Source organism: Siphonobacter sp. SORGH_AS_0500 (genome assembly GCF_031453245.1).
Classification (GTDB): domain Bacteria; phylum Bacteroidota; class Bacteroidia; order Cytophagales; family Spirosomataceae; genus Siphonobacter.
The window spans coordinates 1,093,870-1,120,749 of sequence record NZ_JAVIYT010000001.1; the positions used below are offsets into that span (position 1 = coordinate 1,093,870).

23 protein-coding genes are annotated in these 26,880 nt (G+C 46.1%); 17 read left to right on the plus strand and 6 right to left on the minus strand.

Annotated features, from left to right (window positions below; translation table 11 throughout):
- Nucleotides 1-39: 39 nt before the first annotated feature.
- The 5 genes from QE357_RS04620 (at nucleotide 40) to QE357_RS04640 (ending at nucleotide 4,441) form a co-directional block, all read left to right on the plus strand.
- Nucleotides 40-1,011, plus strand: a complete 972-nt coding sequence (locus QE357_RS04620; protein ID WP_309706198.1) for an aldo/keto reductase — start codon at nucleotides 40-42, stop codon at nucleotides 1,009-1,011.
- Nucleotides 1,012-1,143: 132 nt separating this feature from the next.
- A complete protein-coding gene (locus QE357_RS04625) occupies nucleotides 1,144-2,148 on the plus strand; it encodes a sugar kinase (RefSeq protein ID WP_309706200.1) in 1,005 nt (334 codons plus the stop codon).
- A 190-nt stretch (nucleotides 2,149-2,338) separates the two neighbouring features.
- The gene (locus QE357_RS04630; RefSeq protein ID WP_106638333.1) at nucleotides 2,339-3,010 is read left to right on the plus strand and encodes a bifunctional 4-hydroxy-2-oxoglutarate aldolase/2-dehydro-3-deoxy-phosphogluconate aldolase; all 672 of its coding nucleotides are present in this window, start codon (nucleotides 2,339-2,341) and stop codon (nucleotides 3,008-3,010) included.
- Nucleotides 3,011-3,086: 76 nt separating this feature from the next.
- Entirely contained in the window at nucleotides 3,087-3,719 is a 633-nt protein-coding gene (locus QE357_RS04635; protein WP_309706203.1) for a LysE family transporter, read from the plus strand.
- A 71-nt stretch (nucleotides 3,720-3,790) separates the two neighbouring features.
- Complete coding sequence (locus QE357_RS04640; RefSeq protein WP_106638331.1) at nucleotides 3,791-4,441, plus strand: LysE family translocator; 651 nt, start codon at nucleotides 3,791-3,793, stop codon at nucleotides 4,439-4,441.
- 253 nt (nucleotides 4,442-4,694) lie between these two features.
- On the opposite strand, the gene QE357_RS04645 is transcribed toward QE357_RS04640, so the two are convergent.
- Entirely contained in the window at nucleotides 4,695-6,476 is a 1,782-nt protein-coding gene (locus tag QE357_RS04645; protein WP_309706206.1) for an ABC transporter ATP-binding protein, read from the minus strand.
- Between the two features lie 194 nt (nucleotides 6,477-6,670).
- Between QE357_RS04645 and kduI the strand changes: the two genes are divergently transcribed.
- Together kduI and QE357_RS04655 are read left to right on the plus strand one after the other, a co-directional pair.
- Entirely contained in the window at nucleotides 6,671-7,501 is an 831-nt protein-coding gene (kduI, locus tag QE357_RS04650) for a 5-dehydro-4-deoxy-D-glucuronate isomerase (protein ID WP_309706208.1), read from the plus strand.
- A 290-nt stretch (nucleotides 7,502-7,791) separates the two neighbouring features.
- Complete coding sequence (locus tag QE357_RS04655) at nucleotides 7,792-9,045, plus strand: amidohydrolase family protein (protein ID WP_106637956.1); 1,254 nt, start codon at nucleotides 7,792-7,794, stop codon at nucleotides 9,043-9,045.
- Here the strand turns inward: QE357_RS04655 and QE357_RS04660 are convergent, their stop codons facing one another.
- Entirely contained in the window at nucleotides 9,046-10,374 is a 1,329-nt protein-coding gene (locus QE357_RS04660) for an Nramp family divalent metal transporter (protein ID WP_106637957.1), read from the minus strand.
- A gap of 159 nt (nucleotides 10,375-10,533) precedes the next feature.
- On the opposite strand from QE357_RS04660, the gene QE357_RS04665 reads away from it, so the two are divergent.
- From QE357_RS04665 to QE357_RS04685, 5 genes are all read left to right on the plus strand, one after another.
- Nucleotides 10,534-11,196 (plus strand): metal-dependent transcriptional regulator, encoded by a 663-nt coding sequence (locus tag QE357_RS04665; RefSeq protein WP_307142192.1) that lies wholly within the window; start codon nucleotides 10,534-10,536, stop codon nucleotides 11,194-11,196.
- Nucleotides 11,197-11,337: 141 nt separating this feature from the next.
- A complete protein-coding gene (locus QE357_RS04670; protein ID WP_309706214.1) occupies nucleotides 11,338-12,417 on the plus strand; it encodes an LptF/LptG family permease in 1,080 nt (359 codons plus the stop codon).
- A 92-nt stretch (nucleotides 12,418-12,509) separates the two neighbouring features.
- Nucleotides 12,510-13,421, plus strand: coding sequence for a DMT family transporter (locus QE357_RS04675; RefSeq protein WP_309706216.1), 912 nt, complete (start codon nucleotides 12,510-12,512; stop codon nucleotides 13,419-13,421).
- Between the two features lie 66 nt (nucleotides 13,422-13,487).
- The gene (locus QE357_RS04680; protein ID WP_309706218.1) at nucleotides 13,488-15,968 is read left to right on the plus strand and encodes a prolyl oligopeptidase family serine peptidase; all 2,481 of its coding nucleotides are present in this window, start codon (nucleotides 13,488-13,490) and stop codon (nucleotides 15,966-15,968) included.
- Between the two features lie 175 nt (nucleotides 15,969-16,143).
- Nucleotides 16,144-17,961, plus strand: a complete 1,818-nt coding sequence (locus QE357_RS04685; protein WP_309706220.1) for a M61 family peptidase — start codon at nucleotides 16,144-16,146, stop codon at nucleotides 17,959-17,961.
- A 1-nt stretch (nucleotide 17,962) separates the two neighbouring features.
- Here the strand turns inward: QE357_RS04685 and QE357_RS04690 are convergent, their stop codons facing one another.
- From QE357_RS04690 to QE357_RS04705, 4 genes are all read right to left on the minus strand, one after another.
- Nucleotides 17,963-18,367, minus strand: a complete 405-nt coding sequence (locus QE357_RS04690) for a phage holin family protein (protein WP_309706222.1) — start codon at nucleotides 18,365-18,367, stop codon at nucleotides 17,963-17,965.
- Nucleotides 18,368-18,435: 68 nt separating this feature from the next.
- Nucleotides 18,436-18,687 carry a DUF6582 domain-containing protein gene (locus tag QE357_RS04695; protein WP_106637963.1) on the minus strand — a complete coding sequence of 84 codons (252 nt, stop codon included), beginning with the start codon at nucleotides 18,685-18,687 and terminating at the stop codon, nucleotides 18,436-18,438.
- Between the two features lie 62 nt (nucleotides 18,688-18,749).
- Nucleotides 18,750-19,106, minus strand: a complete 357-nt coding sequence (locus QE357_RS04700; protein WP_309706226.1) for a hypothetical protein — start codon at nucleotides 19,104-19,106, stop codon at nucleotides 18,750-18,752.
- Between the two features lie 213 nt (nucleotides 19,107-19,319).
- Nucleotides 19,320-20,042 carry a hypothetical protein gene (locus QE357_RS04705; RefSeq protein ID WP_309706230.1) on the minus strand — a complete coding sequence of 241 codons (723 nt, stop codon included), beginning with the start codon at nucleotides 20,040-20,042 and terminating at the stop codon, nucleotides 19,320-19,322.
- Nucleotides 20,043-20,481: 439 nt separating this feature from the next.
- On the opposite strand from QE357_RS04705, the gene QE357_RS04710 reads away from it, so the two are divergent.
- The 5 genes from QE357_RS04710 (at nucleotide 20,482) to QE357_RS04730 (ending at nucleotide 26,850) form a co-directional block, all read left to right on the plus strand.
- Nucleotides 20,482-21,675, plus strand: coding sequence for a glycosyltransferase family 87 protein (locus tag QE357_RS04710; RefSeq protein ID WP_309706232.1), 1,194 nt, complete (start codon nucleotides 20,482-20,484; stop codon nucleotides 21,673-21,675).
- Nucleotides 21,676-21,712: 37 nt separating this feature from the next.
- Entirely contained in the window at nucleotides 21,713-22,420 is a 708-nt protein-coding gene (locus QE357_RS04715) for a glycosyltransferase (RefSeq protein ID WP_309706234.1), read from the plus strand.
- Nucleotides 22,395-23,183, plus strand: a complete 789-nt coding sequence (locus QE357_RS04720) for a polysaccharide deacetylase family protein (RefSeq protein ID WP_309706236.1) — start codon at nucleotides 22,395-22,397, stop codon at nucleotides 23,181-23,183. Before QE357_RS04715 ends, QE357_RS04720 begins: the two co-directional genes overlap by 26 nt.
- A 594-nt stretch (nucleotides 23,184-23,777) precedes the next feature.
- Complete coding sequence (locus QE357_RS04725; RefSeq protein WP_309706238.1) at nucleotides 23,778-24,194, plus strand: hypothetical protein; 417 nt, start codon at nucleotides 23,778-23,780, stop codon at nucleotides 24,192-24,194.
- Nucleotides 24,127-26,850 (plus strand): amidohydrolase family protein, encoded by a 2,724-nt coding sequence (locus QE357_RS04730; protein ID WP_309706240.1) that lies wholly within the window; start codon nucleotides 24,127-24,129, stop codon nucleotides 26,848-26,850. The genes QE357_RS04725 and QE357_RS04730 overlap by 68 nt, the downstream gene beginning before the upstream one ends.
- Nucleotides 26,851-26,880: the final 30 nt, after the last annotated feature.

Here is a 26,880-nt window from a genome sequence, read left to right on the forward strand (position 1 = left end):
CTACAGCTACATACTAAACAATGATTACCTCTCGACAATATGAACTATCGTAGATTTGGCCGTACCGACTGGAAGATTTCCGAAATGGGTTATGGCATGTGGGGACTAGCTGGCTGGACCGGCTCTGATATTGAAGAAGTAAATAAATCGCTGGATCGCTCGGTAGAGTTAGGCTGCAACTTTTTTGATACAGCCTGGGGTTATGGAGCCGGAAAAAGTGAAGAAATTCTAGGCGATTTGCTTAAACGCCACTCGGATCGTCGCTTATACGCAGCTACCAAAATTCCTCCCAAAAATTTCAAATGGCCTTCTAAACCAGACTATACGTTAGAAGAGTGCTTTCCTGCTTCACACATCATCGAATACACCGAGAAGAGCCTGAAAAACCTGAAAGTCGAGCAGATTGACTTGCAGCAATTTCACGTTTGGGAAGATGCCTGGGCCACGCATGATGAATGGAAAGAAGCCATTCAGAAATTAACGCAGGAAGGAAAAGTCGCCCACTGGGGCATTTCTGTAAATCGCTGGGAACCCGAAAACGTGCTGGAAACGCTTCGAACGGGCCTTATTTCTTCAGTACAGGTAATTTATAATATTTTCGATCAGGCTCCCGAAGATGCCTTATTCCCGCTTTGTAAGGAACTTGATGTCGCCGTTATTGCCCGCGTGCCGTTCGATGAAGGAACATTAACCGGAACGTTGACCGAAGAAACTACCTTCCCCGCCGACGACTGGCGTTCAACGTATTTCGTTCCTGAAAATCTCAAAGACAGCGTTCACCACGCCGAGGCTTTACGTCCGCTCATTCCGGCTGGAATGACCATGCCTGAAATGGCTTTGCGGTTTATTTTAAGTAATCCTGATGTCGGAACGATTATTCCCGGTATGCGGAAGATCAAAAATGTAGAAGCAAACATGGCCGCTTCCGACGGAGAAGGCTTAATGCCAGCCTTATTGCAGGATTTAAAAAACCATCGGTGGGACCGCACCCCAACCGAATGGAGCCAATAGAACGATTACCCAAAGATTATACGGGTATTTATCGCTTATTTGCGTCTCTTTATTAGGAATGAGTCTGACGTTCGGAGAAATAGCTGAACGTCAGATAATTTATATTCTACCTCAGAAGGATTACTACCCTGCATGAAAAAAGTTGTCACCTTTGGCGAGATTATGTTGCGGCTGAGTACGCCCGGTTTCGCCCGATTTGTTCAAACGACAAGTCTCAATGTAAACTTTGGTGGCGGCGAGGCAAACGTAGCCGCAGCTCTGGCTTACCTTGATGTTCCCGCTAGTCACGTAACCCGTTTTCCTGATAACGACTGGGGCTATGCGGCTACCGCGATGCTACGTCGCTACGGAGTTCAGACTCAGGATATTATTCAGGGTGGTGATCGGATCGGAACGTATTTTCTGGAAACGGGAGCCATGATGCGGGCCAGTCGAATCATTTATGATCGTACAAACTCTTCTTTCGCTCAGATGGACCCCAGTGAATTCAATTGGGAAGAAATTCTGTCCGATGCTCAGTGGTTTCACTTCACGGGTATTTCTCCGGCTATTTCAGAAGGAGCTTATTTGGCCTGTAAAGCAGCCGTCGAAACGGCGAATCGATTAGGAATTAGCGTTTCAGCGGATGTAAATTCCCGAAAAAACCTCTGGAAATGGGGTCGTCCGGCAGGTGAAGTGATGACAGAATTGACCGCTGGCTGTGACGTGATTGTTTGTGCGGAAGGTGATGCTGAAGAGTTATTTGACATCAGACCTAAAGGAGAAGGAGATCGCTTTATTTCAGTCGCCGAACAACTTCAGGAGAAATTCCCTCGCGTAAAGAAGATTATTAATACCAGACGCGGTTCTGTTTCGGCTTCTCACAATACCTTATCGGGCCGTTGCTGGAATGGGGAACTACTGGAAACCATCACACACGAAATGGTTCCTATGGTGGATCGTATTGGTGGTGGGGATGCTTTCCTGGCTGGTTTTATTTATGGTCAGATTAAAGGGTATAGCGATCAGAAATCAATCGATTTTGCCACCGCAGCCTCGGCTCTGAAACACAGCATTGAAGGCGATTTTAACCTGGCATCCGTGGCTGAAATCGAAACAGTAATGAACGGAGACACGAGCGGACGGTTGAGCAGGTAAGTTAGGTTTAGCGTTTTAGGTTTAGAGTTTGGAGGTATTTTGCTTGTAAAAGAGATACTCAAATTTTAATCACGAAATGGTAAAATAAGAGTATAAATTTAGACGATTATTATAGTGATAGTGGAGTCAACGTTTTGAGACTGGTTAGAAGCAAAAACTCAAAACTCCAAACAAAAAACTCTGAACTACAATGGCTAGTTTCACGCGATTACAGGTTTATCAAACCTTACTGGAAAATCCGATTATGCCGATTTTCCACCATAATGATTTAGAAGTTGCTAAGAAAATCCTGACGGCCTGTTACGAAGGCGGTATTCGGATTTGTGAGTTTACGAACCGGGGCGATTATGCCCACGAAACGTATTCGGAGTTACGGAAATTTGGTAAGAAGAACTTCCCCGACTTAGTAGTAGGGGCCGGAACCATTGTAGATGCTGCGTCAGCAACGTTATATCTGCAATTGGGAGCTGATTTTATCGTTGCACCCGTGTTACACCAGGATGTAGCCATTACTTGTAATCGCCGCAAAATTGCCTGGATGCCCGGTTGCTTTACGCTATCTGAAATATCCAAAGCTGAAGAATGGGGAGCCGAAATTGTGAAATTATTTCCCGGTCAGGCTTCCTCTCCTGAGTTTGTAAAAGCGATCAAAGGCCCTATGCCCTGGACCGATATCGTGGTAACGGGTGGAGTAGAACCCACGCAGGCTAGTTTGAAAAGCTGGTTTGACGCTGGGGTGCGTGGCGTGGGCATTGGTTCGCAGTTGTTCCCAAAACATCTGGTTGAGGCGAATGACTGGCAGACGGTTGCTGATAAAATCACCGAAGCTGTCCGCGTAGCTAAATGGGTAAAAGAGCAGTAGAACTTAGGGCTTAGCTCAATAAAAAGATCGCTTTCAGAAGCGATCTTTTTATTTTTGTGGCTGATCTAACGATGCCTTGAAAACGATTATCCTTTTTTTTGTAACCTTTTTTATCAGCTTTGCCGGTTCCATTCATCCCGGTCCGGTTAACCTTTCGGTGATTCAGTCTGTACTGAGAAAAAATTTTCCCGCTGCCTTGTGGATTGGTTTGGGAGGAGCTATCATAGAAATTCCTTACGGCTATCTGGCTTTGCAGGGCATTCATTTTGTGGAACGTTACCCCACCGGATTAAAGCTATTACAGCTAATCGTTATCCCTATCCTGATTTTACTGGGCGTATTGGCCCTCCTTCGCAAACCGCAGGTAAATCCAGAAATTCCCCAGACGAAGACCTCCCAACTTTCTTTTCTGAAAGGTGCTTTTCTGTCTTTAATTAACGGACAGTTACCGATTTACTGGTTTGCTATTCTGCTGAATTATCAGATTTACCCCTGGCTGCGGGTAGAAACAGGCTGGCACCAGGCGGGTTTTGTTGCGGGAGCCAGTGTGGGCTCTTTCGCTTTGCAGTGTACTTACGCTACACTGGCCCGCAAGTATCAGGATCGTTTGATGAAATACCTGAAAATTGAATGGATGGAGCGAATTATTGGCTTATTATTCATTGCCGTTGGGATTTGGCAGGCCCTTCTTTTCTTCTGGGAATCCTAAAGATGGAATAGCTTTTTCATGAATTAGGACAACCTGACTGGCGATTTTACCCACGCACGAGTCGGTCATTTATGAAAGTTTTATCGATTTTTATTGTTGCATTGACAGTCGGATTCCTGGGTTCGGTTTATCCGGGGCCGGTTAAATTAAGTGTTGTTCAATCCGTTATTCAGAAAAATCTTCGGGTCGGATTCTGGGCATCGGTGGGAGCTTCATTGCCGGAAGTAATTGGGAGCATTCTGGCCATTCGAGGGATGCGTTGGCTCGAAGAAGTACCCGACGTACTGATCTGGTTTCAATGGTCGATTATTCCCATTTTATTACTAGTTGGATTCTTCACTTTACGCAATAAAAAAACACCCGATTCGCCAACTGCTGCTACCGAAAATGAGGTCACCGACGACCAGCCTGCAAGTCGAAAGGCTTTTCTAAAGGCAATGGTCTTGAATATTTGCAACCCGCAGTTAATCCCATTCTGGTTAGTAGCCGCCGTCTGGTTCAATCGAAAAGCCGAACTTTCCATCGATACTTTCTTTGACGAAATAGCTTTTATACTCGGAGCAACGGCGGGGTCTTTCGCCATGAATTACCTGTACGCCAAGCTTACCTTTATTAATAGGGAACGCATTCTGGAAAAAATGAAACCCCAAACCATTCGCTTGGTAACTGGCTGGGGTTTCATTCTATTAGGTCTATGGCAAGCCGTACAGGCCTTTTATTAGTATTGAATGATTAAATGAGAGAAGGATTGAATAGGATTAACTGGTGTGAAATTCCTGTCTGTTGTCTTAAACAGTGAAAGGCTTAACAGAAACTGCCTCTACCCAGACGCGATAAAGTCGCGTCTCTACATTTAGTACAAAAAACACATCTTTTTTGAGTCAGACGTCCAGAGGCCTACAGCTATTGCGTCACTCGGCTAGAGCCGAGCGACTGCGAGTAAGTAGATTAACTGAACTCAAAACGCTCAACCTACTAAGCTTCTTCGCCTTGCAACTGCTTTTCGTATAACTCACGGTACGCCCCGTTTTTCTTCATTAATTCTTCGTGCGTGCCTTGCTCTACAATTTCGCCTTCGTCGAGTAATACAATCTGGTCGGCTAGTTTAGCAGAAGATACCCGGTGGCTGATAATCAGTGAAGTACGATTTTGCATAATACCTTTCAGATTCGAAAGAATCGTCGATTCCGTTTTGGTATCAACGGCAGATAAACAGTCGTCCAAAATCAGAATTTTAGGTTCCCGGGCAATGGCTCGGGCAATGCTTAACCGTTGCTTTTGACCCCCGGAAAGGGTGATGCCGCGTTCTCCGATTTTAGTTTCAAAACCTTCTGGAAAATCCATGATGTTCCCGTATAAATCCGCGTCTTTCGTGGCCTGAACTACTTTATCTTGAGGTAAGTCGGGCAGCCCGAACCGTACGTTATTCGAAATATTATCCGAGAACAGGAACACATCCTGTGGCACATAACCCATCTGACGACGCAGCGTCGGAATGTCATAGGCCTGAATAGCTTCCTGATCAATCAGAATTTCCCCCGAAGAGGTATCATACATGCGAGTCAGCAGGTTCGCCAGCGTACTCTTACCCGAACCCGTTCCACCGAGAATGGCTACCGTTTCTCCGGCTTTTATACGCAGGTTAAAATTCTTCAGAGCAATAATACCTGAATCGGGATAAATGAAGGTAACGTGCTTGAATTCAACGTCTCCTGAAATTTCTTTTTGTAGATTTTCGGTAGAAACAAGATCTGTTTTCTGTTGCAGGAATTCATTGATCCGGGTTTGTGAAGCCGCCGCCCGCTGAATTTGTGAGGTCGTCCAGCCCAGAGCCGTTACTGGCCAGGTCAGCATGTTCACATAAATGAGAAATTCGGCAATGTTACCGGGTGTTAATCGACCCGCAATAACTTCCTGACCACCAATGTATACGCAAAGAATGTTGGAAAGCCCCACCAGCAGGAAAATCAGCGGCGTGAATAACGAATCGACTTTAATCAGATTTAATGATTTATTACGATAGTTTTCTGACTGATTTTCAAACTGTTTAGTCGAGAACGATTCCTGAACGTACGCCTTTAACACCCGAATGCCCGAGAATGCTTCCTGAGCGTTGGTCGAAAGCATGGAAAGATTCCGCTGAATTTCCTCTGAACGTTTATTGATAATGTTAGAGACGAAGAAAATACTTACGGAAAGAATCGGCAGGGGTAATAACACGTAAAAAGTTAGGTGTGGACTTACCGAAAGCATGTAACTAATGACCATTACAAAAAGCGTAATGAGGTTCAGTCCGTACATGATACTCGGTCCGACATACATCCGAACTTTCGAAACGTCTTCGGAGATACGAGCCATTAAGTCCCCCGTGTTATGCCGGCGATAAAAACTTAAGGGCAGGGTTTGATAATGTTCATAGATTTCGTTTTTCAGATCAAACTCAATGTGACGTGACATCACGATAAGCGTCTGTCGAACGAGGAACAGAAAGACACCTTTGAGTAGGGCCATGGCGAGGATTAATACGCCGTAAATCAGAATGTTATAGGCAAAATCTTCGTAAATGTTAGCCTGAACTTTCGAGCCGTCAAAAAGAAAATACAGATCCAGTGTTTCTTTGACCAGATCCAGGGCATGCCGGACGATCTGAGCCGGAATAATTCCGAAAAGATTGGAAACTACGGTAAATAAAGTGCCCAGCAAAAGGGTGCCTTTATACTTCCACAAGTATTTGTTAAGATAAGCGAGGGATTTCAAGAGTATAAATGTTCGATGTATGGATGCAATCAGGGCTCGTCGTAAGGGTGGCCATTTCAGTCAAATACCGCAAAAAATGAAAGACTGTAGACTGAAAACAAAGATACATCGGAATGGTTCGCTTCTTTTGCAATTGAAGGGTATTCGGCACGGAAGTCGTCTATTTCTTAGCTGTAGCAACTATTCAAACTCCTATGCAGACTCGTTATGCACACCATCCCGACGACGTTCGGCACTACGACACCGACCGTTTACGGGAGCAATTCCTGATTGAAGACGTCATTGCCGACGATCAGTTTCAATTTACGTATTCCCATTATGACCGCTTTATTGTAGGCGGTGTGAAACCCGTTAACGAAGTATTAAGCTTACCCACGTATGACGAGTTACGCTCCGGTTTTTTCCTCGAACGCCGCGAGTTAGGAATCATTAACGTAGGTGGCCCCGGCGTAGTTACCGCTGATGGCGAAACCTACGAATTAAGCAAACTGGAAGCCCTTTATCTCGGTAAAGGCACGGTTGATGTAACTTTTGCCAGTGCCGATGCGACCAGCCCGGCAGTATTTTATCTGGCTTCTACACCCGCTCACCGCGTGTGCCCTAACGCCAAACTGACGAAAGAAGGAGCTTCTCCCGTTCAGGCAGGAGCCAAGGAAACAGCTAATGAGCGTACCATTTATAAATACATTCACGCCGAAGGTCTGGAGTCTTGCCAACTGGTGATGGGGCTGACTATCCTGAGTACGGGTAGTATCTGGAACACCATTCCCGCCCATGTGCACGACCGTCGAATGGAGGCTTATTTCTATTTTGATGTTCCTGAAAATCAGCGGGTGTTCCATTTCATGGGCGAGCCTCAGCAAACCCGTCATTTGCTGGTGAATAACTATCAGGCGATTTTGTCGCCACCGTGGTCGATTCACTCTGGGGCGGGAACGGCAGCTTATTCCTTCATTTGGGCGATGGCTGGTGAAAACTATACGTACACCGACATGGATCTGGTGGACCTGAAAGAATTGAAGTAATACAAACTTTTGAAAGTAATAAGCCCGAAATCGGTATGGTTTCGGGCTTATTACTTTTCAAAACGCTGCCAGCTTCTTTCTTCTTTAGATTATCCCCTAGTGCTATTTATGTTACCCCCGCTGGGGTTATGGTAACTAATTAAATACAAAACAGAGCTACGAACTACTTAAATTAATACTTGATAATAACCTCAGCGGGATTAAATTTACAATAGCCCGGGTGTTAACCTGCGGAAGAGGATGATTTCATAACCTCATCTTAAAAGCATAACTCCTCATTTCCCATCCTGATGAAACGACTTTTAGTATTCTTAGTCTTCCTAAGCACGCTAGTGAATGCTCAATCTTCAAAACCGTACTTATTGATTCCTGATCGGGTTTTTGATGGGAAAGAGGTACATACGAACTGGCAGGTATTAGTCATTAATAATAAAATTGAAGCCGTGGGGGCTAACCTCAAGAAGCCGGAGGGAACGGAAGAAATCATTCTCAAGAATCAGACTTTGTTACCCGGTTTAGTAGAAGGCCATTCCCACCTGTTTTTACATCCGTATAACGAAACGTCCTGGGACGATCAGGTCTTGAAGGAATCACCGATGGAGCGAGCTGCCCGGGCGGTTATTCATGCGGAAAAAACCTTATTAGCTGGGTTTACCACCGTTCGGGATTTAGGAACGGAAGGAGCCGATTTCGATGATGTGGGTCTGAAACAGGCCATTGAAAAAGGCATTATTCCCGGCCCGCGGATGATTACGGTCGGACGGGCGTTGATTGCTACGGGAAGCTATGGCCCGAAAGGGTATAATACTCGCTCGAATGTACCGCAGGGAGCTGAAGAGGCCGACGGTAACGACCGATTAATACAAGCTGTTCGCGGACAAATAGGGCGTGGCATTGACGTCGTGAAAATTTACGCCGACTATCGCTGGGGGTTAATGGGCGAAGCGAAAGCGACGTTTCTTCAGGAAGAAATTGAGTTAATGGTGAAAGTGGCTGCCTCATCGGGCCGGTCGGTAGTGGCCCATGCTTCTACCGAAGAAGGCATTCGCAGAGCGATTTTAGGCGGATGCAAAACCATTGAGCACGGGGATGCCGCTACCGCAGAGCTATTTCAGTTAATGAAAGATAAAGGCGTAGCCTATTGCCCAACTTTAGCGGCCAGTGATGCCATTTCGCAGTATCGCGGCTGGAAAAAAGGGCAGGAAGCTGAACCCGAACGTGTTCAGCAAAAACGGAAAAGCTTCAAAGCCGCTCTGGAATCGGGCGTGGCGATTGTGATGGGGGGCGATGTGGGTGTCTTTACCCACGGTGATAATGTTCGGGAAATGGAATTAATGAACACCTATGGCATGAAACCACTGGACGTGTTACGCTCGGCGACTTCCGTTCCCGCGAAAATATTTGAAATGAAGCAGTTGGGGGAAATAAAATCGGGTTACCTCGCCGACTTGATTGCCGTAGAAGGTAACCCGACTGAAACCATTTCTGCCTTAAGAAAGGTAACGATGGTGATGAAAAATGGACAATGGTATAAGAGACCCTGACTAAATCGTTTGGATCAGCAGGTAGCTATTCAGTAACAGAATAATTCCTGCAATAACCCAGCTCACAACTTTCAGTACCGAAGAGTTTACAAATGCTCCCATCATTTTGGCGTTCGAGGTAAACATAACTAATGGGATAACCGCGAAACTCAATTGAATGGAAAGCACTACCTGACTGAAAACCAGTAACTCGGAGGTACCTTTTTCGCCGTACCATGCTGTAGCTACAAAAGCCGGAATAATGGCAATCGAGCGGGTTAACAAGCGGCGAACCCAGGGCTTCAGTCGCAGATTCAGAAAACCTTCCATAACGATTTGCCCCGCCAGAGTTCCAGTAACGGTAGAGTTTTGTCCGGCGGCAAGTAGAGCTACGGCAAATGAAATACTCGCCAGCTTCACCCCCAAAACGGGATCGAGTAAACGATGGGCATCGGTAATGTCGGCCACATCCTGATTGCCGGTAGCGTGAAAAGCAGCGGCGGCTACGATCAGAATGGCGGCGTTGATGAAGAAGGCCAGGAATAGCGAAATCGTGGAGTCAAGCGTGGCAAACTTAATGGCTTCCCGCTTGCCAGTATCGTCCCGATTAAAATTACGGGTTTGCACAATGCTACTGTGCAGGTATAGATTATGCGGCATCACAGTCGCTCCTAAAATGCCAATGGCCACGTAGAGCATGGGGCCGTTGGTGATGATTTCAGGTTTGGGAATCAGGTTCTGAACAATGGCTGGGAGGCTGGGATTAGACGCAATCATCTGATACACAAAGCAACAGAGAATCACGAAGATTAACCCCCCCACAATACTTTCCAACGCCCGGAATCCCCTATTCTGAAAATACAGAATCACCAGAACGTCCAGAATGGTAATGACCACGCCCACCGTAAGGGGGAGTCCAAAAAGCAGATTCAGGGCAATGGCAGAACCTAAGACTTCGGCCACATCGGTAGCAGCAATGGCAATTTCGGCAAATATCCAAAGGATAAATCCAACAGGTTTGGAGAAATGATCGCGACAAGCCTGGGCTAGATCTCGTCCAGTCGCAATGCCTAGCTTTAAGGCTAGATGCTGCAGAACCATCGCGAAGAGATTGGAGATCAGTACCACGGAAAGAAGGGTGTAGCCAAACCGCGAGCCACCTTCAATATCCGTTGCCCAGTTACCGGGGTCCATGTAACCCACCGCTACCATTAAACCAGGACCAACAAAAGCCATGAACTTTTTCCAGTTACTGGCATTGTGCGGAATCTGGATAGATGCATGAGATTCGGGAAGGGACTGCTCCAATAAATTATATTTATGATCTGTGTTGGGTATAGGCGTATTCATCTATTATTGATCTATTCGTCTGATTGTGTGTGCAATGTCTGAATGAGTAAAACAAATGTAATGAAGGTTTTGTTAAATCAAAATAAAAATTTAGACTCACCTAAATTTTTATTTTGCACGGTGAGAATCTACCTTTGCAGCCAACTTCCGAAAACTTGAATGGCTTCATTAGCAGAAGAGAACTATCTGAAACTGATCTATCATCTGTCCGGCTCCGGTGCAGATGAAGTCAGTACCAACGCCCTGGCGGAACAAACACAGACGCGAGCGGCTTCGGTGACGGATATGTTACGTAAGCTAGCTGAAAAAAATCTAGTCCACTACAAGAAGTATCAGGGCGTTCGGCTAACTCCGGAAGGGCAGGAGGTAGCTTTGCAGGTGATCCGTCGGCATCGGCTCTGGGAAGTCTTTATGGTTCAGAAGCTGGGTTTTCGCTGGGACGAAGTACATCCCATTGCGGAAGAACTCGAACATATTGCTTCGGAAGAACTTATTAATCGTTTGGATGCGTTTCTGGATTTTCCCGTTTCTGATCCGCACGGTGACCCCATTCCGACGGCAGCGGGGAAGATGCCTTCCGCTGAATACGAGAAGCTTTGCGAAGTAACCGCCGGGAAACAGGTAACGATGATGGGCGTTTCTGAGCACGCCGCTTCTTTTTTGCAATTTTTAAGTAAAGCGGGATTAATTCCCGGAAGTGTAGTTTCGGTGCTGGAAATCAATGACTTCGACCGATCCATGCTATTGAAAATAAACGAATCCGGCCCTTCTTTTGTCAGTTACGAAGTGGCCAGAAATATTTTGATTAAGTTTTCAGTTTAAGTTCAATGAGGGAATGAGTGAAGGATAGAATCAGGAATGTTCAGAAGGCTGGGTTGACATTGATAAATCAGGGCTGAAGGATTCCATTTTTTACAAGTCATCCCTGAAAACCGCAAACTGACCACAGACAAATCATAGGCAGTGAAAATACTAGACTGGTATATTTTTAAACGATTCCTGACGACTTATGTCTTCGTCGTTTCGCTCGTAACGCTGATTATTTTAGTAATCGACTATACCGAAAAGGTAGAAAACTTCATTCGTTACAAACCTTCCACGTACGAACTACTGGTTACGTATTACATGAACCTGGCCATTTTCTGGGCGAATTACGTAAGCCCGTTGATGGTGTTTATTACGGTCGTTTTCTTTACGGCCAACATGGCGGCAAAGACCGAAATCATTGCCATTTTTAGCACTGGCGTTAGCTTTATTCGCTTCATGCGTCCGTATATGATGGCCTCCATGCTGATTGCCGGTATTATTTTCTGTCTGGTAGCCTATGTAATTCCGGCAGCTGACAAAAAGCGACTGGCTTTTGAGCAGAAATACGTTGAGGGGGGTACCTATTACTTCGACAAACGCGACGTTCATATTCAGGTAGGCCCTAGTGTGTACGCCTATCTTTCCAGTTATAACAACACCACACAGCAGGGCGATAAGTTTACGCTGGAAAAGTTTGAAGATAATAAGCTGGTTCAGAAGCTTTCGGCTGCTTACATCGTTTGGAAACCGGAGATTAAGAAATGGTCGGCGGTAGACTATAGCATTCGAACCATTACCGAAACGGGTGAAACCATGACGTATGGAAAGTTAATAGATACCACGATTGCTCTGGAACCCAAGGATTTTGAAAATACGAACAATCTGGAGAAAACCTTCACCCTTTCCGAGCTTAACAATCACATCGCCAAACTTCAGAGTCGCGGAGCCGAAGGGGTGGTGTTATTTCAGATTGAACGTTATACCCGGATCGCTAATCCTTTCGGTATCATCATTTTGACCGCCATTGGCGTTATCGTTTCGGCCCGTAAATCACGCGGAGGCGTGGGGTTCCAGATCGCTCTCGGTTTTGGTCTGGCCTTTGTTTATATCCTCTTCTTCATGATGAGTAGCGGCATTGCCAAGAAAGGAGCGTTCGATCCCTTCCTGGCCGTCTGGCTACCCAATATCGTATTCTCTCTCATTGGCCTGGTTCTATACCGAACCGTCCCTAAATAGTTTGTGTTTCGAGTTTTGAGTTTAGGGTTTTGGGTTACTGGAGATACCAGAACTGTTTTAAACCCTAAACTCAAAACTTCCCAAACTCTCCCATGAAACCATCGTTACAATCGTATTTGCAGCTACACTTTGTGGTGCTGATTTTTGGCTTTACGGCCATTTTAGGTCAATTGATTAGTATTCCGCCGCTGGCTTTGGTCTTCTGGCGAACGGGCCTGGCTACGATCGGGATGTGGGCTTTTCTAAAAACTCAGAAAACTACGTCTAAAGCTTCCGCTGGATTAATCATTCGTCTGTTGCTGACGGGTGGATTGGTGGCTCTGCACTGGATATTATTTTTCGGCTCGGCCCGGGTTTCCAACGTCTCGGTATGCCTCGCAGGTTTATCGACGAGTTCTTTATGGACGGCTTTACTCGAACCCCTTTTTACCCATCGTCGGCTGAGTCTAGTGGAGGTTTTTCTTGGATTATTAGTGATGGTAGGGTTATACCTGATTTTCCTGTTCGAGTTTAACCATGCTTTAGGATTAACCATGTCCGTGGTGGCAGCGTTGTTATCGGCTTTATTTTCCATTTTCAATTCCCTTTTTGCAAGGACGTTAGAGCCTCGTCGGATCACGGCCTACGAAATGGCCGGGGCCTGGATAAGCACGGCGATCTTTCTGCCCATTTATTACTTCCTGATTGCTCCTGAAGAAAAAATGAATCTTATTCCACAGGGTTGGGACTGGCTTTGGGTGCTTATTCTGGCGGGTGTCTGTACCGTTTATGCCTACGCGGCTTTTGTACGTTTATTCCAGACGTTCTCTGCTTTTGTCATGAATTTGACCACTAACCTGGAGCCGATTTATGGGATTATCCTCGCCTTTCTCATTTTTGGTAGTGCTGAAAAAATGACGGCGGGCTTCTATGCGGGAGCTTCTTTGATACTGGGAGCAGTGCTGTTGTATCCGATTTTAAACCGTTGGTCGAATCGGCGGGCAAAGGCTTCGGTAATCTCTTAACTTGTTCATCCAATTAGAGCATTGGATTACCGAAGTACTGAACTTCATCTCCTAACAAATTCTTGCATGAAAAAACAACTCCTTGTGCTGGTTCTGGCCTTGGGTATGGTTTCGTTTGTACAGGCTCAGGACGCCACGTATCAGACGCCGCCGAAAGCTCTGGCCGATTTAGTGAACACGCCGCCAACGCCCGGTTTTAGTGTAGACTCTAAAGGGCAGTGGGTCATTATTACCGAACGGGCTGCAAACCCTTCCATCGCTGAGTTATCTCAACCCGAGTTACGCATCGCTGGTCTGCGAATTAACCCCGCTAATAACGGTCCCAGCCGTGGTTTTCCGCTCATCAACCTGAAGTTGCGTAAACTGAATGGTAAGGAAGAAATTCAGGTCAAAGGCTTACCTCAAAAGGCCGCGATTTCTAACCTGAGCTGGTCGCCCGATGATGCGAAAATCGCCTTTACTAACTCGACAGATACGAAAATCGAGTTATACGTCATCGACGTGGCTACGGCTACAGCTCGCAAGGTTACCGACCTGGCCCTGAATGCCGCTTTAGGTTCCCCCGTGAGCTGGGTTTCTGATGCTCAGTCTCTGATCGTTACTACTGTTCCTGCCTCTCGCGGAGCGGCTCCTGAAGTAAGTCGCGTACCCGTAGGGCCGACCATTCAGGAAAACCTGGGTAAAAAAGGTCAGGCTCCCACGTATCAGGATTTGCTGAAAAATCCATCGGATGAAAAGCAGTTTGAGTATTACGCCACCGCTCAGGTCGTGAAATTAGGACTGGATGGTTCGGTGAAGAATATCGGTCAGCCCATGCTGGTACGTGACGCAACGCCTTCTCCCGATGGTAAATACGTGTTAGTGGAAAGCGTGCACCGTCCTTTCTCGTACATCGTTCCGCTGCGTTATTTCCCTTCGAAAGTAGAGATTTTTGATACGAACGGATCCGCCATTAAAATGCTGACGGATAACCCGCTGGTAGAAAATGCTCCCTGGGGTTCTGACGCCACGATTCCTTTTCCTCGTAACTACAACTGGCGTGCCGACGTGCCTGCAACGGTAACCTGGGTAGAGCCTAAAGACGGCGGCGATTCCCGTAAGAAAGTAGCGATTCGCGATGTATTGAAAGCTCTGGAAGCTCCCTTCTCTGGCGAAGCAAAAGACTTATACTCAAGTGCGTTGCGTTTCGGTGGCGTAGTTTGGGGGAACGCTACAACGGCCATCGTTTCTGAACGCTGGTGGCAAAACCGGAAGCTGGTGACGAAGATTCTGAATCCTTCCGACCCTGCTAATCCCGTTGTGCTGTTAGAACGTTCGTTCGAAGACAAATACTCCGATCCTGGTCAGCCCGAAACGAAGAAAAATCAGTACGGTCGTCAGGTGCTGGACATTAATGCGAAAAATGAAGTCTATTACCTCAACACAACCGGAGCCTCTCCCGAGGGCGACCGTCCGTTTGTGAGTGTGCTAAACCTGAAAACGAAGGAGAATAAAATCATTTGGCGTTCAGAAGCACCTTACTTTGAAATTCCAGTAAGCATTCTGAATGCGGAAAAAGGCGAAGTATTGACCCGTCGCGAAGCCGTTGACCAGAATCCGAATTACTTCGTTCGTAACCTGAATTTCAACGCCAAAAAGAAGAAGAAAAACGAAACAGCTCTGACGCAGGTAAGCTTCTTCCCCGATCCTTATCCACAACTGAAAGGGATTCAGAAACAGGTGCTTCGTTACAAGCGTAACGACGGCGTAGACTTAACGGCAACGTTATACCTGCCTGCGGGGTATAAAAAAGAAGACGGTCCATTGCCTACATTCCTGTGGGCGTATCCGGCTGAGTTCAAGAGCAAGGATGCGGCTGGTCAGGTGAGTGGTTCGCCTTATAAATTCAACGCCATCAGTTTCTGGGGTGCGGCGGCTTTCGTTACGATGGGTTATGCGGTTCTCGACAATGCCTCTATCCCCATCATCGGCGAAGGTGACAAAGAGCCTAACGATACATACGTTGAACAATTGGTAGCTTCAGCCAAAGCCGCCATTGAAACGGGTGTGAAAATGGGTGTGGTAGATTCCAGCCGCGTAGGCGTAGGGGGGCACTCATACGGAGCTTTCATGACCGCCAATTTATTAACGCACAGCAAGCTGTTTAAGGCAGGTATTGCCCGGAGTGGTGCGTATAACCGGACGTTAACGCCATTCGGTTTCCAGAATGAGCAACGCACCTACTGGCAGGCACCGGATGTCTATAATACGATGTCGCCGTTTATGAACGCTGATAAAATGAAGACCCCCCTGTTGCTAATTCACGGAGAAGCGGATAACAACACGGGCACTTTCCCAGTGCAGTCCGAGCGTTATTTCAATGCGTTGAAAGGAATGGGAGCAACAGCGAAACTGGTATTTTTACCTTACGAAAGTCACCATTATGATTCGCAGGAGTCACTCATGCACATGTTGAGCGAAATGAATAACTGGCTCGACAAATACGTGAAAAATGCCGGAAAAACCACGGGAGCTTCGGGTTCTGTGGGTGGTAAAGGTGAAAAGTAATTAGAAGTTTATTGTTGATTAAAAAGGCCTGCTGAGTTTTCAGCAGGCCTTTTTATTGTCTTAATTAATAGTTAATAAGAGATTCAGGCCCGGCCCAGCCGGGCTTTTTCATTAAAGGACCTTTTGGAATATTATTTTGTAAAAGGATCAATATGCGGTATTATTGATGGTGATTATGGAATATGATATTCTTTCTTCCATTGATATGCTGCGTTTTTACAAAGATATGATAAGCCTTCTGCTTCTCTTCTTTTCTAATACGATCTGGGCTCAGTCGATCGCCTATACAGTTCGGATGGAAAACCCTCAAAACCATACTTATCAGGTAAGTCTTACGTATACCGGGCTTACCTCCTCCGTGCTTGAGCTGAAAATGCCAGTCTGGACGCCGGGATATTACCAACTGATGAATTATGCCAAATCGGTAGAAGGTTTCGAGGCCAGTGATGAAGCAGGTAAAATTCTGCTGTTCGAGAAGTCCACACCTAGTACCTGGCAGGTTCGGACGGGTGGTAGTAAAACCTTAAAAGTAAAGTATCAGGTTCGGACAGGTATGTCTTTCGTAGCTAGCAACTATCTGGATGAAAACCGGGCTTATATCTCTCCAGCGGGTTTATTCCTATACCCGAGGGGCCAGTTGAATCAAAAGGTGACGGTCACTTTTGTACCTGATTCTTCCTGGAATCCTCGTATTGCGACGGGACTGGATTCCCTGGCAGGTTCGCCAAAAACCTACATTGCTCCGAATTTTGATATTTTATACGACAGCCCCATTCTGATTGGAAAGACGGAGGAATTAGTACCGTTTGAAGTGAAGGGCATTCCGCATTATTTCGTAGGATATAACATGGGCGAATTTGATCGGGTAACGTTCATGACGGATCTTAAAAAAATTGTAGAGCAGGCTTCTCAGGTTATTGGTGATATTCCCTACAAACACTACACCTTTATTGCGATTGGTCCCGGTGGAGGTGGGATTGAACATTTGAATTCCACTGCCGTGAGTTTCAGTGGCAAGCAGATGAATACACGATCCGGAAAATTGAAGATGTATAACTTTCTGGCTCACGAATATTTTCATCATTACAATGTTAAACGTATTCGTCCCATCGAACTGGGACCTTTTGATTATGATCAGAAAAATAAAACCAAAATGCTCTGGGTATCAGAGGGATTTACGGTTTATTACGAATACCTGGCGGTAAAGCGGGCTGGCCTGATGACAGACGAAGAGTTAATCAAAGCTTTCCAGAAGGAAATTCAGAGTTATGAAAATAAGCCCGGCCATTTGTTTCAATCGGCTACACAGTCGAGTTACGAAACCTGGGAAGATGGACCGTTTGGACGAACAGGAGATGAGGTTAATAAAACGATTTCATATTACAACAAAGGCCCTGTGCTCGGAGCCATGCTCGATTTCGCTATTCGACATGAAACTCACAATAAGAAGTCGCTTGATGATGTCATGCGATTGCTCTATCAGCAATATTACCAGAAAAAGCAAAGAGGTTTTACAGAAGATGAATTTAGAAAAGGCTGCGAGAGAATCGCTGGAACTTCGCTGCAAGAAATCTTCGATTATGCTTCTACTACGCAGGAAATCAATTACCCAAAATATTTCGGTTACGCTGGGCTGGCGATAGATACCACCACAAAAGCCCTAGCCGGTGGGTGGTTGGGCATTAATGCGGCAACCAAAGGTGATTCATTACTCATTACAAACGTAGAGTACGAATCTCCTGCCTGGAAAGCGGGCTTGCGGAGTAAGGTCGCTATACTTGAAATAGACGATCAGCGGCCAACAGCGTTAGACGCTATTTGGAAGGACCGCAAAGTAGGAGAAATGGTGAAAATGAAGGTATGGCAGAATGGAAAGATCAAAGAAATAACGGTGACGCTTGGACAAAAAGGAACGAAAGATTTTACCCTTTCTTACCTGCCACAAGCTTCACCGTTACAAAAAGAAATTTTACAAAGCTGGCTGGGCCAGTAGCTTAAAAAGTTTGTATTGATGACACCGGCATGAGTTGCGTAACCGAGTCATAAGTAGCGGCAGGAGTAGGAGCAAGCACCTGATCCAGAACAGCTCCAGCCACGGCAACTGCCAGGGCGATGACCAACGCGGGCCAGAAACCCTGAATGGTGAGACTGCTCATAAACGAGTCGACCAGCTTTAGTAAAAGAGCCGTAACGACCAGCCGAATGACAAATGACAAAGCGAAGAAGGTAACCAGATTACCGACTCCGCGTAAAAGCCAGCCAATCGTAACGTTTAGAAAAGCCAGGATAATAGCGACCAGAAAAGCTTTTCCAAAACTCTTCACGTCAACTTGGGGCATCACATAAGCCAGACCAAAAATGACAGCTGCGTCAAGTAGCAAATGCAGAATTAAATTCATCGATGAAATAATTTAAGGTTGAAAATACTTACTCAAACATAAAAAATGAGTAACAATGCGACGCATTATTACTCATTTTTTATTTCAATATGGTGTTGGTCGGCAGCTCGCCGAATCCGACTTTTAATTAATTCCAATTCATCTGAGTCATATGTAGAGGCATTGTCTTTGTGATGGATATAGCTCCAGGCCGCCCGGATGTGTTCTGGCGTATCGATGGGATATTTGTTATTGGTAGTATCGGCGAAGGAAACATCTCCGTATTTCCGTTCCCCTTCTTCGGGATTGACGTCGTCCCGACGATCAATTTTTGTACTCATGGCTTGGTAGAGTTGGTTCAGGAAACCTGTAACAAACACTGTACCAGCCTCAGTATCCTCAGCTACCAGTTGTAAAGATTTTGTTCAAAAATTACTTTCTCATCTGTTAATTGCGAATATATTTCGCATAGACCAGGCTGATTATAAATGCGTACTAACATGAAATCACACAGCTTGGTACCATCGCAGCTATAGATTGTTACAAGTGCACCAGCAATACCACGGCTGGAAGTTGCGGTTACATAAACCGTCTGATCCTGATAACGGGCCTGAGAAATCGACTCAACTGCCTGCGTCTTAGCCTTTAACCAGGACAAATCTTTGAGCGGACGTTTAACGCCACAGGTGTTGGGTATTACGTCTTTTTTGTTACAGCCCAGACCTAGGCCGAGTAAAAGAATAAGTAAAAGATAACGCATAATAAAGTGGGTTTTTACTAGTAAAACCCTTGAACAAGGGAGAAGGTTGGATTGAGAAAATACTAATTCCCAGGCATTCGCTGGCAGTGTGGCCGGCCCACTTTTTTGCTAGTAGCGGTGCATGAACGCACTGTTAGTCCGCGTATGCGACACTGAAGCATTATCCATGCATTTTTCTACTATTTGCGACGTCGAAATGTAAGGCATCACTCCTTAGGGCAAACGGTTTACCGCCATTACAAAACTCTGCAAATCCTGATTAAGCGAACGAATGCTGGATTGTAACTGATTCAGCAAATCGGCCCGGGTGTGCAAATCTTCGGCTTTGTATGTGCCGCCTTTACCAAACAATAATTGCTGTTTTTTCCCTCCCTTGTCACCATCAAATGCCAGGGTTAACCAGCGGTCGTGGATGGAGCGGATAATTCCCTGTTTATGCTCATTGCTGAAGCTTTTTTCATTGAGCATGTACCAGATGAAAGGCGTGTAGATTTCAGATTTCTCAGGCATTAACCAAATGTCCCTCAGTACATTTCTGGGATGATCGAACTGTACTTTCCGACCTTTAATCAAACTACTTCCCCCTAAGCCCCCGCTCATCAGACCACCCACCAGACCTACCGTTTTCTGGGTTGCGTCGGAGGGAATAGCTACGGTTAAAATGGTGGTTAAAGCACCCACGGTGATGGAGGCTACCGTGAGTAAATCGTTTCGGTGATCCGCCCGTTCGTCCAGATACGAGGCCAGTTGATCGGCTCGTTCGCCCTCGCAGTCCAGCTCGGCTGAAAAGGAATTAAGTTCCGTACTTACTAACAGGAGTCGGTTCTGTAGTTCATTCTTCAGGTGAAGCCGATTCACTTTGCCTGCCAGCGAAGAATCTGCCTGATTCTGAATCAGCTTTTCCAGAAAAGTCAAGGTTCCGGTGGCGTTTGCCATCAGAAGATCATGACTGGAGAAGTAAGGACTTAAACCCGTCGTATGCTTGAGTAGCGAGTCCGTATTAGTTAAAGGAATATAGGGATCTTCGACATGAAAAGCAGGTTGACAATAACTAGTTCTGACTGATGAGTGAATTCGGCTACAGCCTGAAATTACCAGACCTAAACCTATAAATAGTACAAGAGAAGATGACTTTAGATACATTCAATTCATTGATTAACAGATACTGAGATATGCTTATTAGTAAGATGAACCTATTCATTACTTCTACCAAAGCAACATTCTAAGCGACCACTGCTATAAAAGAAAGAAAACCTGAAAAACCAGATAAGTTGGATTGAATATTAAAATAATTTAATTCTTATTAATTATTAAGTATGTAATACTTCACTTAAAAAGTCTATACTTTTGCTTTCATAGTTACTCACCCCATTGCATGAAAAAAAGTAAGGCCTTCTTTTCGAAAGAAGGGACAGTGCTCGTTAGTTTTCTGCTAATGGGTCTGATCGTGGGCATCCAGCATTATTTCATGGGCCCCAAATATTACAACAATTACCTCATCTTCCGGCAGTCGTTTGTACACCTGCTGGCGGGTACTAATCCGTACGTAGAGTACCCGGCTGAGTACTTTGATATTTTCCTCTATCATCCCAGCTTTTGCCTTTTCTTCAGTCCTTTTTCCTACCTCCCCATTTGGTTAGGCATGCCACTCTGGACGGCTGGGAGTGCTCTGGTACTCTTCTACGCCATCCGGCAGTTGCCAGTGACGTACTCGCAAAAGCTATTTTGCTGGTGGTTTGTTTTCCTGGAAGTAGTATTTGCGTTGCATTATCAGCAAACCAATCCACTTATTATAGCTCTGGGTTTGTTAACCTTCGCTTTTCTTGAAAAGGGGAAAATGGGCTGGGCTGCTTTATTTCCACTGTTGGCCTTCTGCATCAAGGGGTACGGGCTGATTTTCGCCGGAATGTTCTTGTTTTATCCGCGTCCCTGGCGGTATATCTTCAGTTCGCTGGGCTGGTTACTGATCCTGACTTTTCTGCCCTTACCTCTGCTGGGCTGGAGTCGTTTTGTAGAAGTATATCAGCAATGGATGGCCTGCTTACAGGCCGACTACAAAGTCAATTACGGCTTTTCCATCATGGGCCTCATTAAACTGGTACAGCCGACTTTTGAAGCCGTGGGAAAGGTGCAGGTGGTAGGTTTGTTACTACTGGCCTTAACCTGGGGCCTCTACTTCCTGAAATCGCTTTACCGGCCCTTGGATCTGGCTACCCGTTTGAGTTTACTGGCTTACTTATGCTTATGGGTCATCCTCTTTAATCATGCCGCTGAAGCTCAAACGTACATCATCGCTATTCAAGGAGCGGCTCTCTATATTTTACTCGAAAAAGAAAAGCGGCCCCGCTGGGCGTATACCTGTGCGGTGCTGGTCGTTTTGCTGGCCATTTTTCCTGCCACGGACCTTTGTCCCCCCCTCTGGCGTAGGGAGTTTTTCTATCCCTACCTCATGAAAGTCATTCCCTGTACGCTGATTTGGTTTGTTTTACAATTTGAATTGATTAGTCGTGGGCTTCAACAACGTAAGTACCGAACCCCTGAGAATCAGCCTAGTTATTCCCTGCTATAACCCCTCGGAAGGCTGGAGTAATTTGATTCTGAAACGTATGCAGGAACTCAAGGCCATTTGGCCCGCATACGAACTTGAATGCATCATTTCAAACGACGGTTCTACCTGTTTGCAAATGGAAGAAGTCGAACGCTTGAGCCGGGAGACGGGTATCCTTTTCTTAAACAATCAGGAAAACCAGGGCAAAGGAGCGTCCATTCGTAAAGGGGCGGCTTCTTCGCACGGTGAAATTATTATTTATACCGACATTGATTTTCCCTTCGGCATCGAACCGGTGGTAGAGATGGTGGAGTTACTGCAAGTCAACCCCAGATGTCAGTTTGTGTATGGGGCTCGCAGTAAACAGTATTTCCGGCAGTTACCTTTCAAGCGGAAGGTAATATCCCAGTGTCTGAAAATGCTGAATGTATTTCTGCTTTCCCCCCGAATCAAAGATACGCAGGCGGGTATCAAGGCTCTGCGTCGGGAGGTATTGAATGAAATGCTGGCTACGCAAACCAATTCATTTGTGTTTGAAATTGAGTTTATTCGAAAACTCATGCAGAGAAAAGTAGAGATTCGTTCGGTGGCGGTAAGTCCTGAACCCGGTTTGGTATTTAGTGACTTTGGCTCGCAGACGCTTTGGCGGGAACTCATTAATCTGGTTCGTATCTTTACCCGGAAAGCTCCCATTGCGACGGCAGTGGAAATACCCATGATAGAAATCCAACCCGAGACGTATGCAGGCGGTTACGCTGACTTTTGATCTGGAAGAATTCGATATTCCCGAAGAGTACGGGCAGCTCGTACCCGAGCGTGAGCAAATGGAGGTCACGCGGCGGGGCACGGAGTCTTTATTAACCCTGCTGGATCAATATAAGGTTCGGGCTACCTTTTTCACGACGGGCCATTACGCCCGTATGAATCCTGATTTAATCAGGGCCGTAGCCGAACGGCATGAAATTGCTTCGCACGCACTGTATCACTCGCCCAGGCATGAATTCCAGATTGAAGATGTACGGGAGTCCAAGCAAATACTGGAAGCCTTAACCGGGCAGGAGGTAAAGGGGTTTCGAATGCCCCGATTGAAGCCTTTTGCCATGGAAAAGTTACTGGATTATGGCATTACCTATGATGCCTCCATTAATCCGGCTTACCTGCCCGGACGTTATAACTTGTTGCACGAAAATCCACAGCCTCATCTTCGCAACGGTCTGATGGAGTTACCCAGTTCAACAACGCCTTTGCTTCGTTTACCCTTATTCTGGTTATCGTTCAAGAATCTGCCTGCGGCTTTATTTCGCTATTGGGCGGCTCAAACGCTGAACAAACGGCAGATTTTAATGCTGTATTTTCATCCCTGGGAATTTGCTGATATTCAGTCGTATAACGTGCCTTCTTACGTCAAAAAAGTGGATGGGGAAAGGTTACTGCAAAGACTTGAAAAATTGATTGTATCGCTTCAAAAACAGAAGGCAACGTTCCTGACCTGCCAGGAATACATCCGGGAAATGCCTACGGGTCAATAGGTTTCTTCTTTCGTAGAAACGTCGATTTATCGCGTCTGGGTAGAGGCGGTTTTCAGGTACCTTGCTATCATTTCCATTACCCGGCGGAGACGCCATAAATGGACGTCTCTACGTTTTCGAATGTCCTTAACCTGACTGCCAACGAGTGAAATCCAGCTTCAGGTAAGGTTCTTCGCTTTGCTCTGAATGACAGCTGGAGGTAGAAAATAGGCCCTTATGCCGCAAACAGCGGTTGGTGAGACACCAACCACGGCGTAAAAGTTACTCCTCGATAAATTTCTTCAAGGTAGAGACGTCCATTGATGGCGTCTGGGTAGAGACGGTTTTTATTACCTTTCAATTATTTCTATCTTCCGACTGAGACGCTATCAATGGACGTCTCTACATTTATTCAATATCCTGATTCTGTTATCCTGAACACAGAATAATTTTGTTTTTCGCAGAGAAAACAGTACAAAAGGAATGACTATTACACATCGTCGCAACTTTTCTTTTACTCGTCGTTGGGATGGATGAGGTTTCTTCTGAATTATCTTATGAAGGTTATCTTTGGTTTTTACTTCTCTAATTTCCACATTGATACTTCATCTGTTTATGAAGAAACGATTACTCTTCTGGCTATGCCTCATTCTGGCAGGAATGCAGGCCATGGCCCAAACGCCGACGTTCCCCACGAACGGTGTTCAGGATGAGCGGCCCGGTCGGGTAGCGTTCACCAATGCCACCATTGTTACCGATGCCCAAACCACACTTGAAGGAGCTACGCTGTTGATTCAGGGCGGCTTGATTGAAGCGGTTGGCAAAAACGTAAAAATTCCCACGGGTACGCAGGTAATTGACCTGAAGGGCAAGCGAATTTATCCTTCGTTCGTCGAAGTGTATGCGGCTTATGGTATGCCCGAAGTAAAGCGGGAGGCTCGCATGGGTCGCGGAACGGCCGCAGATGGAATCCAAGAAAAAAGGGGCTTACGGCTGGAATCAGGCCGTGTTACCCGAAGTGAAAGCCGCTGAAATGTTCAGTGGGAACGCTAAAGAAGCAGCAGAGTTACGGAACATCGGCTTTGGCTCGGCAGTAACCCACTCGCAGGATGGTATCGTTCGTGGAACATCGGCTCTGGTTGCTCTTTTGGATGCTAAAGATCAGGAAGCCCTTTTAAAATCGAATGTTTCTGCTCATTACTCGTATTCCAAAGGCAGTTCTACGCAGGATTATCCCAACTCACTTATGGGCTCAGTAGCTCTGGTTCGTCAGACGTATTACGATGCTCAGTGGTATAAAGGCTTGAAGGGTCGCACGGAAACAAACCTTTCGCTGGAAGCCTTCAATCAGAATCAATCTTTACCCCAGGTTTTTGAAGTAACGGATAAACTCGGGGTCTTACGCACGGCTAAAATTGGCAAGGAATTCGGCGTAACTTATATCATCAAAGGCAGCGGCGATGAATACCAGCGTTTACCCGAAATTAAAGCTACGGGTTTGTCCTTCATCCTGCCCGTGACTTACCCTACGGCTCTGGATGTGGAAGATCCTTTCGATGCAAGCGTAGTTTCGCTTTCAGACATGAAGCATTGGGAAATGGCTCCGGCCAATGCTGGGTTACTGGCGAAGCAATCCATCCCCTTTAGCTTTACCACTAGTGGTCTTCGCAGTAAAGCGGATTTTATGGCTAACGTTCGGAAAGCAATTGCGGCGGGTCTGGATGAAAAAGCGGCTTTGGCAGCTCTGACGACAGTTCCGGCTCAGTTGATGAAAATTGAAGATATGGTAGGAAGTCTGAAACCCGGAATGCTGGCCAACTTCCTGATTTCTTCTGAAAGTGTATTCAGTGAATCAAACACCCTGTACGAAAACTGGGTGAAAGGGACACGCTACATCGTGACCGATATGAATGCAAGCGATTTCCGTGGCTCCTACGATCTGGCCTTAGGTTCTCGCTCTAATCTGAAACTGAACATTACCGGGAAGGCGGATAAACCTACGTATCAAATTCAGGTAGATACCACCAAAATTACCCCGAAAGTAACTCGTCAGGGCGATTTATTAACCCTTTCGTTTAAACTCAATAAAGCCGAAAAAGGAGAGAACCGGATTTCTGCTTATTACGATGGTAAGAACATCAAAGGGGATGGGTTCGATGCGACGGGAGCTCCGTTGACCTTCCTGGCTACTTACAAATCAGCTCCCCAGGCGGATCGTGCTCGTTCGGATTCTAGTAGAAAAGCGGCTCCTTATGAAATGGGTAAATTGATTTTCCCATTCGCCGGGTACGGAACCGAAGAAAAAGCCAAAGCTGAGACGATTCTCATTAAAAACGCAACGGTTTGGACGAACGAAAAAGACGGTATCGTTCCCAACACGGACGTGCTCCTGCAAAACGGTAAGATCGCGAAAGTAGGAAAAAGCCTTTCCACACCTTCAGGGGCAAAAGTGATTGATGGCACGGGTAAACACCTGACTACCGGAATCTTCGATGAGCACTCGCATATTGGCCTGTATTCCGTAAACGAAGGCACGCAGTCGGTTACTTCCGAGGTTCGGATGGGTGACGTAGTGAATTCGGAAGACGTCAACATTTACCGTCAGTTGGCGGGTGGGGTTACTTCCTCACAGTTATTACACGGTTCCGCGAACTGTATCGGTGGTCAGTCGGCGGTTATTAAACTCAAATGGGGCGAAACGCCAGACAATCTACTCATTCCCGAAGCTCAGTTTATCAAGTTTGCCCTGGGTGAAAACGTAAAGCAGGCGAACTGGGGCGATGCGGCCCGTGTGCGTTTCCCACAAACCCGGATGGGTGTGGAACAGGTGATGATGGATGCCTTCATTCGTGCCAAAGCTTACGAGAAAGAGTGGAAAGAGTATAACGGTTCTTCGAAGAAAGCTTCGATGGTAGCTCCCCGCCGTGATCTGGAGTTAGATGCTCTGGTGGAAATCCTCAACAAAAAACGCTTCATTACCTGTCACTCTTACGTCCAGTCGGAGATCAACATGTTAATGAAAGTAGCCGATTCACTGGGCTTTACCATTAACACCTTCACGCACATTCTGGAGGGCTACAAAGTGGCCGACAAAATGAAAAAACACGGAGCCAATGGTTCGACGTTCTCTGACTGGTGGGCGTATAAAATGGAAGTAAAAGACGCGATTCCTTACAACGCGGCTATGTTATCGAAAGTAGGGGTAAATACGGCTATTAACTCCGATGACGCAGAGATGGCTCGTCGATTGAATCAGGAGGCGGCGAAGACGGTATTGTATGGTGGGGTTTCGGAAGAAGAGGCCTGGAAAATGGTAACGCTGAATCCCGCGAAAATGATGCACCTGGATAACCGTCTGGGTAGTATCAAAGTAGGTAAGGATGCCGACGTAGTAATTTGGAATAACAATCCTTTATCCGTATACGCCAAGCCCGAAAAAACCATCATTGAAGGAGCGATTTACTTCGATCTGGAAAAAGACAAAGTATTACGTAAGGAAATTGATACCGAACGGAACCGTTTAATCCAGAAGTTACTGACGGCAAAAGCTTCCGGTGCGGCAACGCAACGTCCAGCCATGCAACGTCCCCGTCACTTCCACTGCAATACCCTGGGTGGTTTGTCGGAAGAAGAAGGCCACATGCGTTTCTTCGGTCAGTTCAACTGCGACGGTTCTTGCGGGTTTTAATTGGTTTGATGAAGTTTGACAGAGTTAGAT

What these genes read in the sequence shown, in the direction of transcription:
- QE357_RS04620 (WP_309706198.1), top strand. Translation starts at nt 40, where the DNA reads ATGAACTATCGTAGATTTGGCCGTACCGACTGGAAGATTTCCGAAATG.
- QE357_RS04625 (WP_309706200.1), top strand. Translation starts at nt 1,144, where the DNA reads ATGAAAAAAGTTGTCACCTTTGGCGAGATTATGTTGCGGCTGAGTACG.
- QE357_RS04630 (WP_106638333.1), top strand. Translation starts at nt 2,339, where the DNA reads ATGGCTAGTTTCACGCGATTACAGGTTTATCAAACCTTACTGGAAAAT.
- QE357_RS04640 (WP_106638331.1), top strand. Translation starts at nt 3,791, where the DNA reads ATGAAAGTTTTATCGATTTTTATTGTTGCATTGACAGTCGGATTCCTG.
- kduI (WP_309706208.1), top strand. Translation starts at nt 6,671, where the DNA reads ATGCAGACTCGTTATGCACACCATCCCGACGACGTTCGGCACTACGAC.
- QE357_RS04655 (WP_106637956.1), top strand. Translation starts at nt 7,792, where the DNA reads ATGAAACGACTTTTAGTATTCTTAGTCTTCCTAAGCACGCTAGTGAAT.
- QE357_RS04660 (WP_106637957.1), bottom strand. Translation starts at nt 10,374, where the DNA reads ATGAATACGCCTATACCCAACACAGATCATAAATATAATTTATTGGAG.
- QE357_RS04665 (WP_307142192.1), top strand. Translation starts at nt 10,534, where the DNA reads ATGGCTTCATTAGCAGAAGAGAACTATCTGAAACTGATCTATCATCTG.
- QE357_RS04675 (WP_309706216.1), top strand. Translation starts at nt 12,510, where the DNA reads ATGAAACCATCGTTACAATCGTATTTGCAGCTACACTTTGTGGTGCTG.
- QE357_RS04680 (WP_309706218.1), top strand. Translation starts at nt 13,488, where the DNA reads ATGAAAAAACAACTCCTTGTGCTGGTTCTGGCCTTGGGTATGGTTTCG.
- QE357_RS04685 (WP_309706220.1), top strand. Translation starts at nt 16,144, where the DNA reads ATGGAATATGATATTCTTTCTTCCATTGATATGCTGCGTTTTTACAAA.
- QE357_RS04690 (WP_309706222.1), bottom strand. Translation starts at nt 18,367, where the DNA reads ATGAATTTAATTCTGCATTTGCTACTTGACGCAGCTGTCATTTTTGGT.
- QE357_RS04695 (WP_106637963.1), bottom strand. Translation starts at nt 18,687, where the DNA reads ATGAGTACAAAAATTGATCGTCGGGACGACGTCAATCCCGAAGAAGGG.
- QE357_RS04700 (WP_309706226.1), bottom strand. Translation starts at nt 19,106, where the DNA reads ATGCGTTATCTTTTACTTATTCTTTTACTCGGCCTAGGTCTGGGCTGT.
- QE357_RS04705 (WP_309706230.1), bottom strand. Translation starts at nt 20,042, where the DNA reads ATGGCAAACGCCACCGGAACCTTGACTTTTCTGGAAAAGCTGATTCAG.
- QE357_RS04710 (WP_309706232.1), top strand. Translation starts at nt 20,482, where the DNA reads ATGAAAAAAAGTAAGGCCTTCTTTTCGAAAGAAGGGACAGTGCTCGTT.
- QE357_RS04715 (WP_309706234.1), top strand. Translation starts at nt 21,713, where the DNA reads ATGCAGGAACTCAAGGCCATTTGGCCCGCATACGAACTTGAATGCATC.
- QE357_RS04720 (WP_309706236.1), top strand. Translation starts at nt 22,395, where the DNA reads ATGCAGGCGGTTACGCTGACTTTTGATCTGGAAGAATTCGATATTCCC.
- QE357_RS04725 (WP_309706238.1), top strand. Translation starts at nt 23,778, where the DNA reads ATGAAGAAACGATTACTCTTCTGGCTATGCCTCATTCTGGCAGGAATG.
- QE357_RS04730 (WP_309706240.1), top strand. Translation starts at nt 24,127, where the DNA reads ATGGAATCCAAGAAAAAAGGGGCTTACGGCTGGAATCAGGCCGTGTTA.